This window comes from Trichocoleus sp. FACHB-6, from assembly GCF_014695815.1.
Lineage (GTDB): Bacteria > Cyanobacteriota > Cyanobacteriia > Cyanobacteriales > FACHB-T130 > Funiculus > Funiculus sociatus.
The window spans coordinates 34,733-51,712 of record NZ_JACJOY010000116.1 but is presented as its reverse complement, the minus strand read 5'-3'; the positions used below and the strand labels follow the sequence as shown (position 1 = coordinate 51,712).

9 protein-coding genes are annotated in these 16,980 nt (G+C 44.5%); 4 read left to right on the top strand and 5 right to left on the bottom strand.

Annotation, left to right across the window (positions count from 1 at the left end; all coding sequences use genetic code 11):
• Positions 1-304: 304 nt before the first annotated feature.
• The 3 genes from H6F66_RS23415 to H6F66_RS23410 all read right to left on the bottom strand — a co-directional run bounded on the left by H6F66_RS23415 (position 305) and on the right by H6F66_RS23410 (position 4,063).
• Entirely contained in the window at positions 305-1,504 is a 1,200-nt protein-coding gene (locus H6F66_RS23415; protein WP_242019253.1) for a response regulator, read from the bottom strand.
• Between the two features lie 91 nt (positions 1,505-1,595).
• Positions 1,596-1,721 carry a hypothetical protein gene (locus H6F66_RS29090; RefSeq protein WP_277874035.1) on the bottom strand — a complete coding sequence of 42 codons (126 nt, stop codon included), beginning with the start codon at positions 1,719-1,721 and terminating at the stop codon, positions 1,596-1,598.
• A gap of 119 nt (positions 1,722-1,840) precedes the next feature.
• Positions 1,841-4,063, bottom strand: coding sequence for an ATP-binding protein (locus tag H6F66_RS23410; RefSeq protein ID WP_199295341.1), 2,223 nt, complete (start codon positions 4,061-4,063; stop codon positions 1,841-1,843).
• 701 nt (positions 4,064-4,764) lie between these two features.
• Here H6F66_RS23410 and H6F66_RS23405 point away from each other — a divergent pair.
• The 4 genes from H6F66_RS23405 to H6F66_RS23390 all read left to right on the top strand — a co-directional run bounded on the left by H6F66_RS23405 (position 4,765) and on the right by H6F66_RS23390 (position 10,425).
• Positions 4,765-5,892, top strand: coding sequence for a HetZ-related protein 2 (locus tag H6F66_RS23405; RefSeq protein ID WP_190426324.1), 1,128 nt, complete (start codon positions 4,765-4,767; stop codon positions 5,890-5,892).
• Positions 5,893-6,296: 404 nt separating this feature from the next.
• Entirely contained in the window at positions 6,297-7,466 is a 1,170-nt protein-coding gene (locus H6F66_RS23400; protein ID WP_190426263.1) for a hypothetical protein, read from the top strand.
• 291 nt (positions 7,467-7,757) lie between these two features.
• Positions 7,758-8,441 (top strand): Crp/Fnr family transcriptional regulator, encoded by a 684-nt coding sequence (locus H6F66_RS23395; protein ID WP_190426261.1) that lies wholly within the window; start codon positions 7,758-7,760, stop codon positions 8,439-8,441.
• A gap of 112 nt (positions 8,442-8,553) precedes the next feature.
• Entirely contained in the window at positions 8,554-10,425 is a 1,872-nt protein-coding gene (locus tag H6F66_RS23390; RefSeq protein WP_190426259.1) for a M61 family metallopeptidase, read from the top strand.
• Positions 10,426-10,908: 483 nt separating this feature from the next.
• On the opposite strand, the gene H6F66_RS23385 is transcribed toward H6F66_RS23390, so the two are convergent.
• Positions 10,909-12,027 (bottom strand): hybrid sensor histidine kinase/response regulator, encoded by a 1,119-nt coding sequence (locus tag H6F66_RS23385; protein WP_190426257.1) that lies wholly within the window; start codon positions 12,025-12,027, stop codon positions 10,909-10,911.
• Positions 12,005-16,576 (bottom strand): PAS domain S-box protein, encoded by a 4,572-nt coding sequence (locus tag H6F66_RS23380; protein ID WP_206755805.1) that lies wholly within the window; start codon positions 16,574-16,576, stop codon positions 12,005-12,007. Before H6F66_RS23380 ends, H6F66_RS23385 begins: the two co-directional genes overlap by 23 nt.
• Positions 16,577-16,980: the final 404 nt, after the last annotated feature.

Genomic DNA, 16,980 nt, shown 5'->3' with positions numbered 1-16,980 from the left:
CAGGTATCAATGAGGGTGTGAATCGCTTTTTTTGACATGGAAATTCCTAGGAGGTATAAAAACTCCTAGGAAATAGGATATTTGTCAGATTGGCTGTCCTTGTTAATTACTTTACCTAATAGTCGGTACTGGGACTTCTTTCTATAGATATAATTTTCAATGTGTCTGTGTTCAAAATCACATTTTCTTTTTACATGAGGATTGGAAAAAGGCAAAAATAAAAAGGTCAAAAAAACTTTTTTTTTCCTACATCCGGAGCAACAAGCATCCCGTCTGTAAATTCCCTCCTCCGCAGTTTCTTCAATTAGTAGAGTAACTTTGCTTCGCCCAATACAGGAGTTTGGGTGCCGAAGACTTCGTAGAGGTCAATCCCTTGCTGCTTACCACGAGGTATTGCGCGGTCAATCCATCGGCATCTGAATAACTCTGGTTGACTTAGCTGGGCGATAACGGCATCACTGGCAAGAATTTCACAGCTGTAGACTTTTGTCAATTCTTCTAGACGGGCGGCAGTATTTACCACATCACCAATTACTGTAGAGTCCATGCGATGATCTGATCCTACTGTCCCAATCATCGCAGTGCCTGTGTGAATTCCTATACCAATGCGAAGTGGCTCATTTAAGTTGTACTGTTCGCGATTGGCGTTAAACTCCTTTAGGCTGTGTATCATCATCACGGCAGCGGTGAGGGCATCCTGTGAGTGGTTTCCGGCGCGGTCAAAGACAGCCATGATGGCATCTCCCAGGAATTTGTCAATAAAGCCATGATTGGTAGCGATGGTTCGATTCATCCGGGTATAGAAAGCATTCAGCCACTCAAAGGTTTCATTGACTCTTTGAGATTCAGTGATGCTTGTAAACCCTCGTATATCGCAAAATAAAATAGTTAGTTCTTCTTGTCTAGCGTTTCCCAGTTGAATTGATTCTACCCCTTTGGGTGCAATGCGTCTCAAGAATTGATCTGGCACAAATAACCGCAGCTTCTCTGAAAGATATTGATTAATCTCCCATGCAGCTGATATTTGCCCCTTAATTTTTTCTTTTACTTGTTCTTCAATTCTTCGCTCTTGTTGTTGCGATCGCATCTTGTTCAATCGCAATGTACTAGATATTTTCTTGATTAACAAATTACTTTTTATCGGCTTAGTAAAATAATCATCTCCCATCATTTCCAAGCCTGTTAACCTGGAATCTTCATCATCCAAAGCCGTCAAAAAAATTATCGGCACCGTTTGCAGATTTTGATCTTCCCGCAACTGACGGCAAACTTCAAAGCCCCCCATTCCTGGCATCATTACATCCAGCAAAATCAAATCAGGCCGAAAATCTTGCACAATTTCCAATGCTTGAGAGCCTGATGATGCCACAAGAGTTTCATAGCCTTGTGACTGCAACAACTCTTCTAGCAGTAATAAATTATTTGGCTCATCATCAACTAATAGAATACGCGGCAGGGGCTTTGTCATGGGATTGACAAGAGATAGAGCAAGTGGCGCCGTCATATAAAACTGCTTCTCCTAGCAACGATTACACTCGCGCCTTAATTTTGACTTGAGTAAATCTACTTAAAACAGTTGTCTGACTTAAGTAATCTTAGTTAGATGCCCCTGACCAATCTTCAGCTTCCTGAGATATTCTCAGTACAACCACGTAGATAAATGCTTTGTGTGGCTGCTGTGTCGGAAGATATATCTGAATCTTCTTAACACATTGAAACATACGCAATTGGCGATGACAATTAGTCATCAGATAGAAAGAAATTCAACCCCTTTAAGGGGTTGAACTTTTTGGGAGTGCTGTTCAATAACTGTCCGAAAGCGGCTAAAGATGTTTTGTCACTAATTCTGAATAAAAGATCGGACGGTTGTAATGACAGTATCCAGGTCTAAGGGCTTGCTGATGTACCCGTCGGCACCAGCAGCCAAACAGCGATCGCGATCGCCAGCCATTGCCATCGCCGTCATCGCAATTACGGGGACAGACTTCCATAAAGGGTGAGCCTTGAGTTGACGCATAATTTCAAACCCATCCACACCCGGCAGTTGGATATCCATGAGAATCAAGTTAGGTAGCGATCGCGCCAACACATAAGGAGATCGCATCGCCTCCAGCATCGTGCTACCGTCATAAATTAACTCAACCACATAACCTTCTAATTCCAACACATCCGAAATCAATGCCTGATTGAAGGCATGATCTTCCACCACTAAAATCCGTTTGGTATCCCTTGCGGCTAGATTAACATCGCCGTGGGTTCCTACGAGAAATGAAGACGGTTGTTGCTTAGCTGGCATCGGTACTGGCGCGGCTAACTCCTGCGGCACATCAGCTATCGGCAGCCATACCCGAAACGTACTGCCTCGATTTACCACTGATTCTAGAGAAACAGTGCCGCCGTGGAGTTCCGCCAACCGCTTAGTTAAAGCCAAACCCAGCCCCGTGCCTTCATGTTTTCTGGTTAAAGAAGCATCTATCTGCTGGAAAGGTCGAAACAGCAGATGCCACTTATCTTCAGGAATTCCGATACCTGAATCGGCTACTTCAAAACATAAGTAAGGCGTACTGAGATTAACCAAACTGCGATCAGGGCGAAATTCTTCTGCTAACTCACTTCCATAAGCCAATCGTCCACTCAGTTTAATTTTTCCTCGATTTGGCGTAAACTTAACAGCATTGGAAAGCAGGTTAATCAATATTTGGCGGACGCGGCGCTCATCTAGAGAAACTTGACCCAGGGAATATTCGAGTTCCAGCGATAGAGCGATTTGCTTTTTCTCAGCACGAGGCTGAATCATTTTCAGGCATTGATTGCACAATTCTGGGATGTAAACTGGCCCCAGGTCGAGTTCTACCTTTCCAGCTTCGATTTTAGATAGATCGAGAATGTCATTAATCAATTGCAACAGGTGTTGACCACTTTCTTCAATCACCCGTGTATAGTTCGTCTGACGGGGGTTCAAGGTTCCGGCGATTTGTCGGAGCAATAGATCGGAGAATCCCAGAATGCTGTTGAGGGGAGTTCGCAGTTCGTGGGACATAGAAGCGAGAAACTCAGACTTGAGTTGAGAAGCCCGTTCTAAATCCTCGTTAATTTGGCGCAAGTGTTCTTCAGCCTGCGCCCTTTCAATCGCAACGCCCAGTGTACGACAGGCTGCTAAGAGCATATCTTGTTGGGGAGCGTCCTGAAGTTTCTGCTGACTGCGAGACTCCAGCGTTAACACACCAATGATGTTGCCGTTGGCGGCAGGAATCGGAAAAATGCCTAGTTGACCAATCCCTGGGTGGCGAAATCCAGGTACTGCTTGGGGATGGCTGTGATAATCGTCAATAAATAGCGGCGATCCTGTTTCTACTACTTGCCACAGTAAACCCTGACCGTAAGGAATTCCTTGATTCAGCAAGGCTTCTATCTCGGCAACTGCTGGTACCCCGTAGGTGGCAATGAACTGGCTGGAAATCTCATTTGTGAGCATACTGGCTCTCGCCTCCCTGCCCTGACCGATGATCACTTTGACATCGCCGAAGGCAGCGCCCATTGTCGCCACTAGGTAGGAAAGTGCAAATTGCCCAATCTCCCGTAACTCACTGGCTGGCTGTAGCCGTTGCGTCATTCCCTGCAAAAAGGTTAAACGCCTCAACTCGGCGTTTAAACGTGCCTGGGATTGTTGATAACCAGTGACATCGCGGAAGGTAAACAGCCGTCCGCCATCGTTGGTTAAGGTGGTGTAAACTTCGAGGCAGATGCCGTTAGCTTGCTCTATGTAAAGGGAAACATTCTCAGTGTCTGGTCTGTTTAGGGCAGATGCGATTTGCTGGCGCTGCTGTTGAGACCAGTAGCCCTGTGCTACGACTTCAGCGAAGACATCATTACAATGTGGCTTACTAGCAAGCCTGTCGTCAGAAAGCCCCAAAATTTCGGTTAATTTGCGATTAAACAATACCAGGTGATGGCAGCGATCAAACAATGCGATCGCATTGTCTACTTGATTCAAAATCAGTTCTTGTTCCTCCTTTAACTGCTGCAAAGTAGCGATCATCTGCTCTGGCTCTATTGTTTTCATCAAGAAGGAAGGGGTTAAACTTTATTTATCTAAATTAACGAAATTTAACACCTTCCTTGAGTGAGGCAAATAACGCATTAATTGTGATCTTAGACACATGGGTAATGTGAAGAAGGGATTGGGGATTGGGGATTGGGGATTAGGAATTAGGAACTAGAAATTGGGAATTGGGAATTGGGAACTAGAAATTAGGAATTGGGAATTAGGAATTGGGAAGAATCTTACCCAGTCCCCAGCCCCTAGTCCCCAGCCCCCAGTCCCCAACTCCCTATGTAAATATTTGTAACTTGTGGCGTAATTTTTTAACTCCTACCTGAGAAGTCAATTGAGGTGCAAAAGTGGGCTATTGGTAGTAGAATCAGAAATTACCCCTACTCCATTCGACGCATACTTTTAAAACCTCACACTTAGTGATAGCAAGCCAAAAGGCTTGGGTGTTATGATTTCAAGCACTTTGCCTTGAGATCGTCATCTCAGTCCCTTGTTGTTCTTCGTCAAATCTCTGGGTGGGGTGAGATCACTTCTATCCAAAGGTAGACATGATGAAATAGAGAGCAGTTAATACTCAAATGGGTTGGCGTGAAATGAGGTTTGTAGGGCAAACTTTAGATCAGGAAAGTGAGTTTGGTGTCGTTCGTCCTACGTCCGGATTCCAAACTCATGAATCGAAGACTCAAACGACGCTGGGAACTCAAAACTCCATGTCATCGGCTCAAGAAATAGCACAGAATTGGCAAAAAGAGCTGGCATCTGACTGTCCTGAATATAGCGCAGCAACCCACGAAAGTATTATTAGCTGGCTGATGGGCGAGGACTTAGAGCGTTTTGAAACGTTTAACCCAACTCAGATGACAATTGCTAAGCAAGCGATGGAATATCGCTATCGCATTTTACGGCAACGTTATTTAGGAGTGGGGCCAGAGCGTGCCTATCGCAACTTAACTACGCGACTGGGCAGTTTGGTGTTGTTGAGGAATAAAATCCGCACCTGGGTGGCTTTGTCGCGCGATCGCCAGCGAGCAGTAGTAGATGTGTTGCAGGAAGTAATTCAGGAGTTACTTCATAGTGATCGCTACATTCAACAACAAATTACCTGGATTACCAAATGTACCGAAGACACTCGTCTTCGTAACTCCCTGCTGATGAGCAGCATTGAAGAATATTGCCTTAGACCGATTCGCAACCAGCCGCTGTTAGTGTATAGGTTTGTTAACTATCTGCGTCGTTCTCAGCGCGGCGGCATGACTCACGTCCCGGATGGAGAGTTGGTGCGACTGGTTTCGGAGGAAGTGACGCCGGATGAAGCAGACAATCCGGTGAGTTTACTAGACGCGCAAGCGGTTTCCCAATACCAAGAAAATCAGGCAATTGAAGAACAAATGTCCATGCGGACAGCTGTTAAGCAGGAATTTAGGAGTTATTTAACTGAAAACGTCAGTAAAGAAGCTGCTGCATGGTTGGAGCTTTACCTGCAAGGAAAGTCTCAAGAAGCGATCGCCAGCGCCTTGAACTTGCAGATCAAAGAAGTTTATCGTCTGCGGGAAAAAGTCAGCTACCACGCGATTCGGGTTTTTGCCATCAAAACTCAGCCAGAGCTAGTCGCAAATTGGCTACAAACCTCTGTACAGGATAGCTTTGGGCTGACACTCACCCAATGGCAGCAATTGTGCGAAAGCGTTACCCCGGTAAGTCGCCAGCTAATTGAGCTGTTGAAAAATGGTAAATCAATGGAAGCGATCGCGGCTGAGCTGAACATGAAAAGCCATCAAGTTATGGGAGAATGGAGCAAACTCTACTTAGCCGCTCAAGCTTTGCGGAGCGATCCCTGAGCCGTGCCCAAAAACACTGGCATTCTCTCCCTATAGTCTTAACGAAACTATAACTATTGACTGGTTTATTGACATTAAACCGCTAATCAATCGCGGTAACTCCATCGAAGGTGCATCTAAGATATTAATCAGGACTTAGATATTTGGAATAGTGACTAGGGGCTAGGGAGGAAAAATTCTTTTTGCCTTTTGCATAAGAACCTTTTACCTTTGTCTTTGCCTTTTTCTCCAATCCAATACGGTCTGCTTAAGAATAGTTGTAGGTTAGTCCCTTAGCACCTCACTCAACAGGCATATAGCATTTGTTGGATGAGGTGCTATCCCAACAAATCGTAGGGTTTGGATATTTGGCTTTAAGTGAACCGTGTTGGTTCTCCAATCCCACCTTCGATAGATGTAAACAAATGTTTAGACTGATTGACAAGCTCCTGCCCTTTGAAGCCTGTCTTTACTATCAAATCTTACCCCTAGCCGTTGAAGGCAGCTGCCTGAAACTCGGCATGGTGCATCCAGACGATACCGCCACCTTAGACTACCTCCGCCGCATCCTGGCCTACCAGAACTACTCCCTAGAAATCCAGGTAATAAAAGCCGAGGCTCTACAGGCAATGCTCAGCGCCTACTTGAAAAATACTGGAAATTCTCAGAAACCAGCTAAAGATGCCCAAACCCCAACTCCGGCAACCAAACCCTCAGACAGTCGAGTTGGTGAGGAAAAACTGCACAAAAAGTCGGATCGGATAAATCGGGACACTCTACCAACCCTGATTGTGGATAGTCCACAGGAATTGATACAGGAAATCAATAGCGCAAACGCTCAACCTGCTTCCGGGCCAACTCAAGAAAGACCGACTGGAAAATCAGATTTAAAGCGCGACAACAAAGACACGGGCGCTAGACAAAAGACACCCGTTAGTAAAGAGCGAGTAGCGGGCGCATACCCTTCACCCCATCACGTTTATGATTCTACAGTTTTAACAACTCTTTCGCCGCAGCAGCTCCTTAAAGAATTGCTGCGGCGGGCGTTGAGCGGGACAATTGATCGGATTGATTGCGAACGCCATCTGTATGAAGGTAACATTCTCTGTAGTCGAGATAACGTCTTACATTGCGCGATCTCAGGGCTGCCTCTGCCCGTTTTGCAAGGAGTTATCGACGAGCTAAAGCGGATAGGAAGCTTACCTTTAATGCCAGTCCAACAGCATCAAAGGGTTGAGATTGAGCGATGTTATCAACAAGAAAGTTTGTTGCTGCGCTTGCAGATTATGCCTTCCCAGTATGGAGATGAGGCAACCCTGCAAGTGTTTCGGGGAGAAGCTTTGAAGGCTTATAAGCAGCAGCAACTCTCAATTCTGTGGCGGGAAGCTTTGAGTATTGGGGAGAAACTTCAGCGCAAGGTGAATCAAATATGCGATGTCTACGGCTCAGACTCGTTGCAGGGCGCTTCATCCGCTCCCATGCTGAACAAAGAAGCCCTCAATCACCTGCTAGAAAGCGTTGAGCAACAGCTCTCAACCCTCAGTCCATTGCCAAGTGATCGCAAACAGGATGATTCTGTTCGCGTTAAGGGATAAGATGGCTCCTCTGTAATGATAATCTAAGCGTAGGAGAAGCTTTTTCCTCAAGGCTCAAGGAAGGATGAAAGACGAAAGCTCAAACAAAGGCGGATGCGATCGCGCGTTTAGCCCATCGCTGCTATAAGAATGAAAGGCGGGCTGTACAGCGACTACAAAAGCCTATATCAAAGAGCGTACCTATTGCGGTAGGGTATTATCTAAGCTAAACAATGAAACGATTAATAGCCCATCCTAGATAATAGTATTTTCAGAAGTTAAATTAAAATTTCACACCTTACACTTCCTTTCATGCAGACCAAAGCTTTTTCTGAGCTTTTCCCCTTATTTAACACTGCCGCTCCAGAGACATTAGAATGGCTTTTGTCTGTTGCAGTCGATCACGAATACCCATCAGATAGAGCTGTTTTGATGGAAGACGCTTGGGGCAATGCAGTTTACTTTTTAGTGTCAGGTTGGGTAAAAGTACGTCGTCTCTCTGGGGAAGATGTCGTTACCTTGGCGATATTGGGCAGAGGTGATTTTTTTGGGGAAATGGCAATTCTCGATGAATCTCCCCGTTCCACCGATGTAATTGCTCTCTCATCAGTAGAATTGCTCAGTGTCTCCGCCCAGCGGTTTATTCAAACTCTTTTCAAAGATCCGCAATTGCATCACCGAATGTTGCAACTGATGGTGAAGCGTCTGCGCCAAACTAACTTACGATTTCAAATGCGCCATCAGCCGCCAGCTGTGAAATTAGCCAATACTTTAGTGGGTTTGGGAGAAAACTACGGCGAATCCACTGAGACGGGGACAGAAATCTTTAATATCCCCTTTAAAGATTTGGCTAATGTCACAGATATCAGCGTCGAGGACACAACAAAAATTATGGGGAAACTGGATAGTAAAGGCTGGGTCAAGATCAATCCGGCACGTCAGACGCTACATTTGACTAACCTTAAGCAGCTAACCCATCTGGCGGGACGAATTTAGGTAGTAGTCAGGGAAGAGTGGGAAGGTGGGATTGGGATGTTTCCACCTTCCCACGCCGACGGACAACTGGCTAATCGCTACATTAGTTAATAGTTCCCTATAAAAATTACAAATGACACAAGCAACAGCTGTTCGCGATCGCTATCTACCTCAGACAGCACCAAAAATTCATTACCAGGTGGCAATCCGCGAACCCGAATCCCATCTATTTGAGGTATCTTTAACTCTACAGAACTGGCAGCTACAGGTTCTGGATTTGAAAATGCCTGTGTGGACTCCTGGTTCCTATCTGGTGCGCGAGTATTCCAAGCATCTGCAAAATTTTTCCGCTTATTCCGGCGATCAACCTCTGACGTGGCGCAAATTAAGTAAAAATCACTGGCAGGTAGACACAAATGGTGTGTCACAAGTTACAGTAAATTACCGTGTATTTGCTAACGAGCTAACAGTGCGGACAAATCATCTGGACGCAACTCACGGCTATTTTAACAGCGCAGCCTTGTTATTTTATATACCAGAATTTGAGCAACAACCACTTCTAATTACGATTGTGCCGCCGCGCCCAGAGTGGCATATCACAACACCCTTACAAGTTGCATCTGATTTGGAATTGCCGATTTTAGATTTTGGCTCCGGGGATGTTCGTCAGGAATCAGAAAGTGTCGAATCTAACCAGGAATCTGATTATCCAAAATCGATAATCGATAATCGAAATACCTTCCTGGCTCCTGATTTTGACACGCTGGTAGATAGTCCCTTCGAGATTGGGACTCATCAGTTGTATCACTTTGAGGTTATGGGAAAACCCCATGAATTAGCTATCTGGGGAAAGGGTAACGCGGAAGCAGAGCGAATGATTCCGGATATGCAGAAAATTATTGAGGTGGAAGCTCAACTGTATGGGGGATTACCTTATGACAGATATGTGTTTTTGCTGCATCTAGCTTCTACGGGGGCAGGTGGCTTGGAACACAAGAACTCTTGCACCTTGAATTACCACCGTTTCGGGTTTCGCGAACCGGATAAGTACAATCGCTTCATGCAGCTGGTGGCGCATGAGTTCTTTCACCTGTGGAACGTTAAGCGCATCCGCCCGAAAGCGCTAGAGGTGTTTGATTATACCGGGGAAAATTACACGCCTTCTCTGTGGTTTAGTGAGGGTACGACGAGTTATTACGACTTGGTGATTCCGTTTCGGGCTGGTATATATGATATTAAGTCTTTCTTGAATGAGTTGGGTAAGGAGATTACGCGGTTACAAACGACACCAGGGAGATTGGTGCAACCCGCAAGCGAGTCGAGTTTTGATGCTTGGATTAAGCTTTATCGCCCGGATGCTAATAGTGGAAATTCTCAGATTTCGTACTATTTGAAGGGGGAAATGGTATCATTTTTGCTGGATTTGCTGATTCGAGCGCGTCATGAAAATAAGCGATCGCTTGATGACGTGATGCGGAAAATGTGGCAGCAATTTGGGCAAGATGAAGTCGGTTTTACTCCAGAAGAGTTGCAGCAAGTAATTGAATCGGTTGCTGGAACAGATTTGCAGGAGTTTTTTGCTCGATACGTTGACGGCACCGATGAGTTACCTTTTGATGAGTATTTGTCACCTTTTGGCTTGCGCTTGGTTGGGGAAAAGGAGGAACCAGTTGCTTACCTGGGGGTGACGGCGAAGACAGAAAACGGGCGGGAAATGCTCAAATTTGTGGAGGCGGGTTCTCCGGCGCAGTTAGCGGGAATTGATGCGGGAGATGAGTTGCTGGCGATAGACGGTTTTCGGGTGACGGCGCAAAATTTGAGCGATCGCCTGAAAGATTACAATCCAGGTAATACTATCCAAGTTACAGTTTTCCATCAAGATGAACTCCGCACAAGTCTGGTGACTTTGGCAGAGCCTCGTCCGACTTCCTATAAAATTGTGCCAGTCGAGTCTCCAGACGATACCCAGAAACAAAACTTTGCTGGGTGGCTGGGTAGTAATTAGTTGTTGATGGTTCATTGTTCTTAATACGAATGGCACTGACTTAACGGGAATTGGATTTTATCGTAGTAGCGCGTCAAATCTAAATTGCTCTAGCTAGTTTTAGGTTGGGTAGCCACGCGAAAAGCGGGGATTTCCCCGTTGAGCGACGTGGCGTTTGAGGTAAGCGTTACCCAACTTTATCAAGCCTTTGTTAGATAGCGAAAAAGGCTCTAGCCAATAAACTAATTTAGACTATACACGCTACTACAAGCCTTAAGTCAGTGCCATTTCTCTTAATACAGATGCAATAGACATTTTGCAAAAGTAGATAAACTATCTGCGTTCATCTGCGGTTAAAAATTCTAATATTCGAGTTTTGCAAAAAATATAATCAACCATGAACCTTAAACCATCAAGTTGAAATAATATAGCAATCCTATTTGAGTTGTGAGATGCCCGTAGTTCAGATCCCCGACTTCTCTCTCGAAGTCGAGGATCTCGCCTTCATAAATCATTTAGGACTGCTATATTACTTGATATAGGCAGCGAAATATGTATTGTTGTTTGCCGAGCGGGTATACTTTGAATCGTCAATTGTCCTCCATGTAATTCAGCCAATCGTTTAGCAAGAATCAGTCCTAATCCCGAACCTTGCTGTTCGTAGATTTTACGATTAAATTGCATATAGGCTCCCAGATTGGCAATTTGTTGGACATCCATACCCCGTCCCTGGTCGCTTACACCTAGAGTAAAGGTATTATTTTCGGAAATACTGAAAACGCGAATTGGGGTGCTAGTTGCAGAAAATTTACAGGCATTATCAACTATTTCTTCAACAATTTTCTTCAGGTTTGCCTCAGAAATCTTCAGAGGCGCATCTTGCAGTTCTAAAGATAAATCTGCTTCTCTGCCAGCTGTTTGAACTATTTTGCGCGCAACTTCTGCGATCGCTTTCTGGGGATTGTTCATTTGACTAGCCCGCAATTCCTGAATTCGCTCTGGCTTTGTCGCAATTAGTTCAAGGTCTGCATATAGCAGAAAATTCAGAATCAGCCTGTTTAAACGACTGGCAGAAGTATTGATGTCTGAGAGCATTTCCAGAACTTCTTCTTTTTCCATCAAATCATATGATTCGATAAGAAGTTGTGAAAATGCCATAATTCCATTAAGGGGGGTACGCAATTCGTGGGGAAGTGACTGGACGATATTACTCCGCAACTCATCCAGCTTTTCTTGGGATTGCTTATCTCCCGCTACCTTTTTTTCCAACCGAGCCGTGATAGCTCCCAAAAGTTCTTTTACTGTAAAGGGTTTGGTGAGATAATCATCTGCTCCCAATTCCATACCTTGACGCAAATCGGCTTTGCTAGCTTTGGCGGTAAGAAAAATAAAGGGAATCATCGCCGTTGCGGGGTTTTGGCGCAAGTTGGTAAGTACACCATAACCATCGAGTTCAGGCATCATTACATCGCAAATAATCAAGTCAGGTAGGTAAGACTGAGCTAATTGGATGCCTACTTGGCCATTTTCTGCACTAAGGGCATCAAAATTCTCGTTATCAAGCATTTCTAAAATAATCTCTCGAAGATCTTCTTGATCTTCAATTACTAAAATTCTTGTCATAAGTTTGTGTGTATCTATTCAAGGGAAGAGTAACAGTAAATGTTGTACCTACATCAATTTCGCTTGTAACCGCGATTGCTCCACCGTGTGACTCTACAGACTTTTTGACAATTGCCAATCCTAGTCCAGTACCAGGAATTTTGCCGACATTTTTAGCACGATAAAATGACTCAAACAGTCTTTGTAAATCTTCTTCGACAATGCCAAGACCTCGATCTTTGACTAGGAAAATGGCTACTCCATCCCCAAAAGATAACTCAAAATCAACAACACCGCCTTGGGGCGAATACTTAATAGCATTCGAGAGTAAATTGGTGAGGATGTGCCGCAGCAGTTTTTCATCCATGCAAGCATCGGTACACGTACCTCGAACCGTAAAGTCAATTTTATGCTGGCTGCCAGTTGTAAGTTGCAGTTCTTCGACCACGACAAGGCAAAATTGCACTAGATCGATCGGGGAAGGCTTAAACTCTATTTTTCGCGCTTCTGCTTTGCCAATCAGCATCACATCTTCTAATAACTGAACTAAATGTTTGACGTTAGATTGAATGCGATGGATATAGCTAAGTTTTTTCTCCTCTGTCCATTTGTGGCTGTAATTTTCTAGTAATTCGGCAGAACCCAGAATTGCTGTCAGTGGGGTACGAAACTCGTGAGAAGTCATGGAAATAAAGCTGGATTTGAGTTCGCCGAGTTCTTTTTCTTTTTCCAGTGCCTTAATAACTTCTTCTTCTGTTCGCTTGCGCTGAATGAATAAGCCCAATTCAGTCGAAGCTGAAATCAGTTCAATCAGTCGTCGATCCTCGTCACGAGATTCAAACATATAGAACAAGAGGACAGCGAGGACATTATCATTAGCAACAATAGGAATTGCTAGTGCGGCTTTTAATCCAGCTTGCATCGCCATCTGTACGCGGGGATACACTTGCTTGGACTCAATTGAAACATCTCGTCGCCACTCTGGTTCTTTCGATACCCAGACGCGGCCGGGCATTCCAACGCCTGGTGCAAATGTTACCTCCTCGCTCAGTCTTCTGAATTCGTGTAAAAGATCGCTGCGGGTATACCAAGCTGGGCTGCATTCGAGGACGGTTCCATCGGGGCGTGGAATCCAGGCTTCTCCAACATCCCACCCTGTCGCTTCGCACACTTTCTCTAGGGCAATCCGCAACGCAGCGTGAAAGTCTTCGGAATCAAAGACCGCTTTCGTTATTATTTGTAGGAAACGGACTTCTTCCTCGGTCTGCTTGCGCTGGGTTATATCCTCTGCAAGACCGACAATGCGAGAAACTTTCCCAGTTTCGTTTTTAACAGGAAAAGCGCGATCGCGTATCCAGCGAATCGTACCGTCATTGCGTACAATTCGATACTCCTCGTCGTAGTCGCTAAGCTGTTTCTCTTGAGCAGCTATCAGGCGCTCCCGATCCTCCCGATGGATAGCGTTCATCCAAGAGCTAGGCTGCTCGTACAGGCTTTCGCAACTGTAGCCCCATATCTTTTCATATGCAGAACTGACATAAAATATCTGAGCATGATCTGGAGAAGTTATCCAAAAGACTTCATTGATAGTTTCTGCCATCTGGCGGAACCGCTCCTCGCTTTCCCGCAGCGCTTCTTCCGTCTGTTTTCGCTCGGTTATATCAATTGCCACTGAAACAGCAGCGCTGCCTTGCTGATACTTTTGAGCAACGATTAAGTAATCTCTAATAGAGTTATTAATTTTAGATTGTATGACTCGACTTGCTGCTAGCTCCTGGCTGGCAAGAAACTGATGCAGAAATTCAGCACACTGAGAGTTTTTTTCTAAAAAATCTAAAGTTTGACCGACAAAGGCATCTGGAGACAAGTTAAAGCTGGCAGCAAGATGTCTATTGACACCCTTGAATCGCAGATCTGAGCCAATCCAAGAAACAAACCCAGGTACCGCATCCAAGACGGCTTGGAGGTGTTCTTTAGCCTGTTGCAGTTCCTGCTCAGCTACTTTTCTTTCAGTGATATCTGTTTGAATGCCAATATACTGGCTGAGATTGCCAGCAGCATCATAAATCGGCGCAATGCTTAATTCATTCCAGAACAGAGTGCCATCTTTGCGGTAGTTGCGTAAAACAACGGTGCAATCTTTAGCTTCTTGAAGTGCATCCCTAAGTTTGGTTAACTCTGCTTGATGGCGATCGCTACCTTGAAGAAATTGGCAGTTTCGTCCCAGCACTTCTTGTGCTTTGTACCCAGTCATTCGCTCGAAAGCAGGATTGACGTAGATCATTGGCAAATCGGGCAGTCTGGCATCACAAATAACAATGCCGTTGCTGCTAGCTGCGATCGCGCGATCGCGCAGTCGCAATGTTTCTTCTGCCTGCTTGCGAGCAGTTATATCGCGGCAGACACATATCATTCCACCATCTGAAATTAAGGTAAGGGAAATTTCCACAGGAAATGTAGTCCCATCCCGTTTTTGGCCAATTGCTTCTCCTTGCCAGCTACCCTTTTCTAAGAGAACGGGAAAAATATCGCTTTCAATTCTCCGCAGTTCTTCTTGATGATATAAATCTTTCCAAGCCTTGCCAATCATTTCCTCCGCGTTGCCATAGCCAAATGTTTGGACGTGCGAACCGTTGAGATAGATATATTCAACATTCTTATTAAGAATGGCGATGCCATCTGTTGCAGCCTCTACAGCAGCTAACTGTCGCCGCATAGTTTTCTCTGCTTGCTTGCGCGAGGTAATATCTTCTGAAATACCCAACAAATATTCTGCTTTTCCTGTGGCGTCGAAAATCGGTATCTTTTTGGTATGCAGTAGCCTTCCGCCTTTATGGCTTGTTTGTATCGGTTCTTCCGGTATATCTAAAGATTTTCCGCTTGACAATACTTCCCGGTCTTTAGCGTTGAAGAAATCAGCTACTTCTTGAGGAAAAAAGTCGCGATCACTCTTGCCCACGATATTTTTTTTGGAAAACCCAAACAGTTCTTCAGCTGCTTTGTTTATGCTGACAAACTTAAGCTCGTTGGCATCTTTGACAAAAATTGTATGGGGAATATTTTCGACAATAGAGTTAAGAAAATTTTGTGTGCGCCGCATTTCTTCTTCAGCTTGTTTGCGCTTGCTGATATTTTTAAAATAAACTGATAGTCCATCTTTAGATGGATAAGCATGGACTGCAAACCAGGTATTAAGAGTGGGATAAAACTCTTCAAATTCGACCGCAATTTTCTGGGATAATGCTTTATGGAATTGCTCGTAAAAAATTAAGCTAACAGCTTCGGGGAACTCGTTCCACAGATTATTACCCAGCAGTTCGTCGCGCGATCGCTGCAAAAGTGGCTCTGATTGCGGGTTCAGATAGGTAAATCGCCACTCGTTGTCTACAGCAAAGAAACCATCGGTGATGCTTTCTAAAATGTTCGTAACTCTATTTTTCGCTGCCTCCGCTGCACTCCTTGCTGCCTGCTCTCGTTCTAGAAGTTGCAGTCGCTCTTGTTCTGCCCGCCGACGAGCAGTGATGTTGCGAAATACTAATACCGCTCCATACATTGCTCCATTGCTACTAAGAATGGGGGCACAACTATGATCTATAGGGATTTGTCTGGCATCTCGTGCGAGCAAGACTGTATTATTAGTTAATTGTTCGACAACCACTCTTTCTTGCAGCACTTTCTTTATAGGAATTTCAACCTCTTGCCGCGTTTCACCATCAATAGTAGAAAAGACTACATCTATTTTTCTGCCTATAACTTCTTTGGCAAGCCATCCTGTTAGCTCTTCTGCCCAAGGATTTATGAAGGTTATGTTTGCTGTTGTATCAGTTGCAATTACAGCGTCACCAATGCTGGAAAGAGTTACTTCTAGTAACTCCCTCTGTTCTTGCAATGCCTCCTCGGCTTGCTTTCGTTTAACAACTGTGCGTTGTAACTCAGTAACATGAATTCGTAGTTCTAGTTGCGTTATAACTTGCCTCCCCAAAGCTTTTAGGGACTCAAGCTGCTCGTTGGTTAGATTCCGAGGAATTGTGTCGATCGCGCAGAGGGTTCCCACAGGAAACCCTTCAGGTGTTACTAAGGGGACACCTGCATAAAACCGTATTGCTGGGTTAGAAACTACCAAGGGGTTCGTGGCAAAGCGCTCATCTTCTAAGGCATTGGGCACAACTAGCGGTTTCTCTGGTATAAGAAGGGCATGGGCGCAGAACGCTAAATCTCTTGGTGTTTCTGTTGCTTCAATACCAACTTTTGACTTGAACCACTGCCGATTTTCATCGACAAGGCTGACTAAGGCAATGGGAGTGCCGCAAATATATGAAGCCAAGAGAGCCAGATCGTCGAATGCCTCTTCCGCAGGAGTATCCAGAATGTTGTAGCGGTGTAGCGCCTTTAGTCTCTCCGTTTCGTTGCTAGGCAAGGGTGCTGGGTTAGCTTTTGGTGTCGGCGTGTTTTGAGAACTAGAAGAGACTGTTTTTGTGTTACTCCTCTTGAGGTAGCTACGAAAAAAACTAACGCAGCCTAGAGATATTTTGCCCAGTTGTCTGTAGAGCGATCGCAGGATTGGACGCATAACTTTCATAGAGGGACTAAATCTGATATCTTAAGTGAAGATTTTGCCTTAACGTACTTCTCGATTACTCACTGCACTATCAACATGGCGATATATTGGGTTAGAGATAACCATGCGTTAGAAAACTTCTTCGCTACACTTGCTCCCCCGCTTTGACTAAATTTCTCCCTCTAAAAACAATAATTAACCTGAAAGATAACTGCAAAAAGTTTTATACTTTATATAGTTTCTATTTTTATGTTATGCACTAATTGTGCAATGTTCATGTAGCATTGACATCGGTATTATTACTATATAAGCAGCAAATAATAAAAACACTAGATATAATTAATATTAATCAAATTTTTATATTCTGGCCTATAAGCAGCAAATAATAAAATTACTAGATATAATTAATACTAATC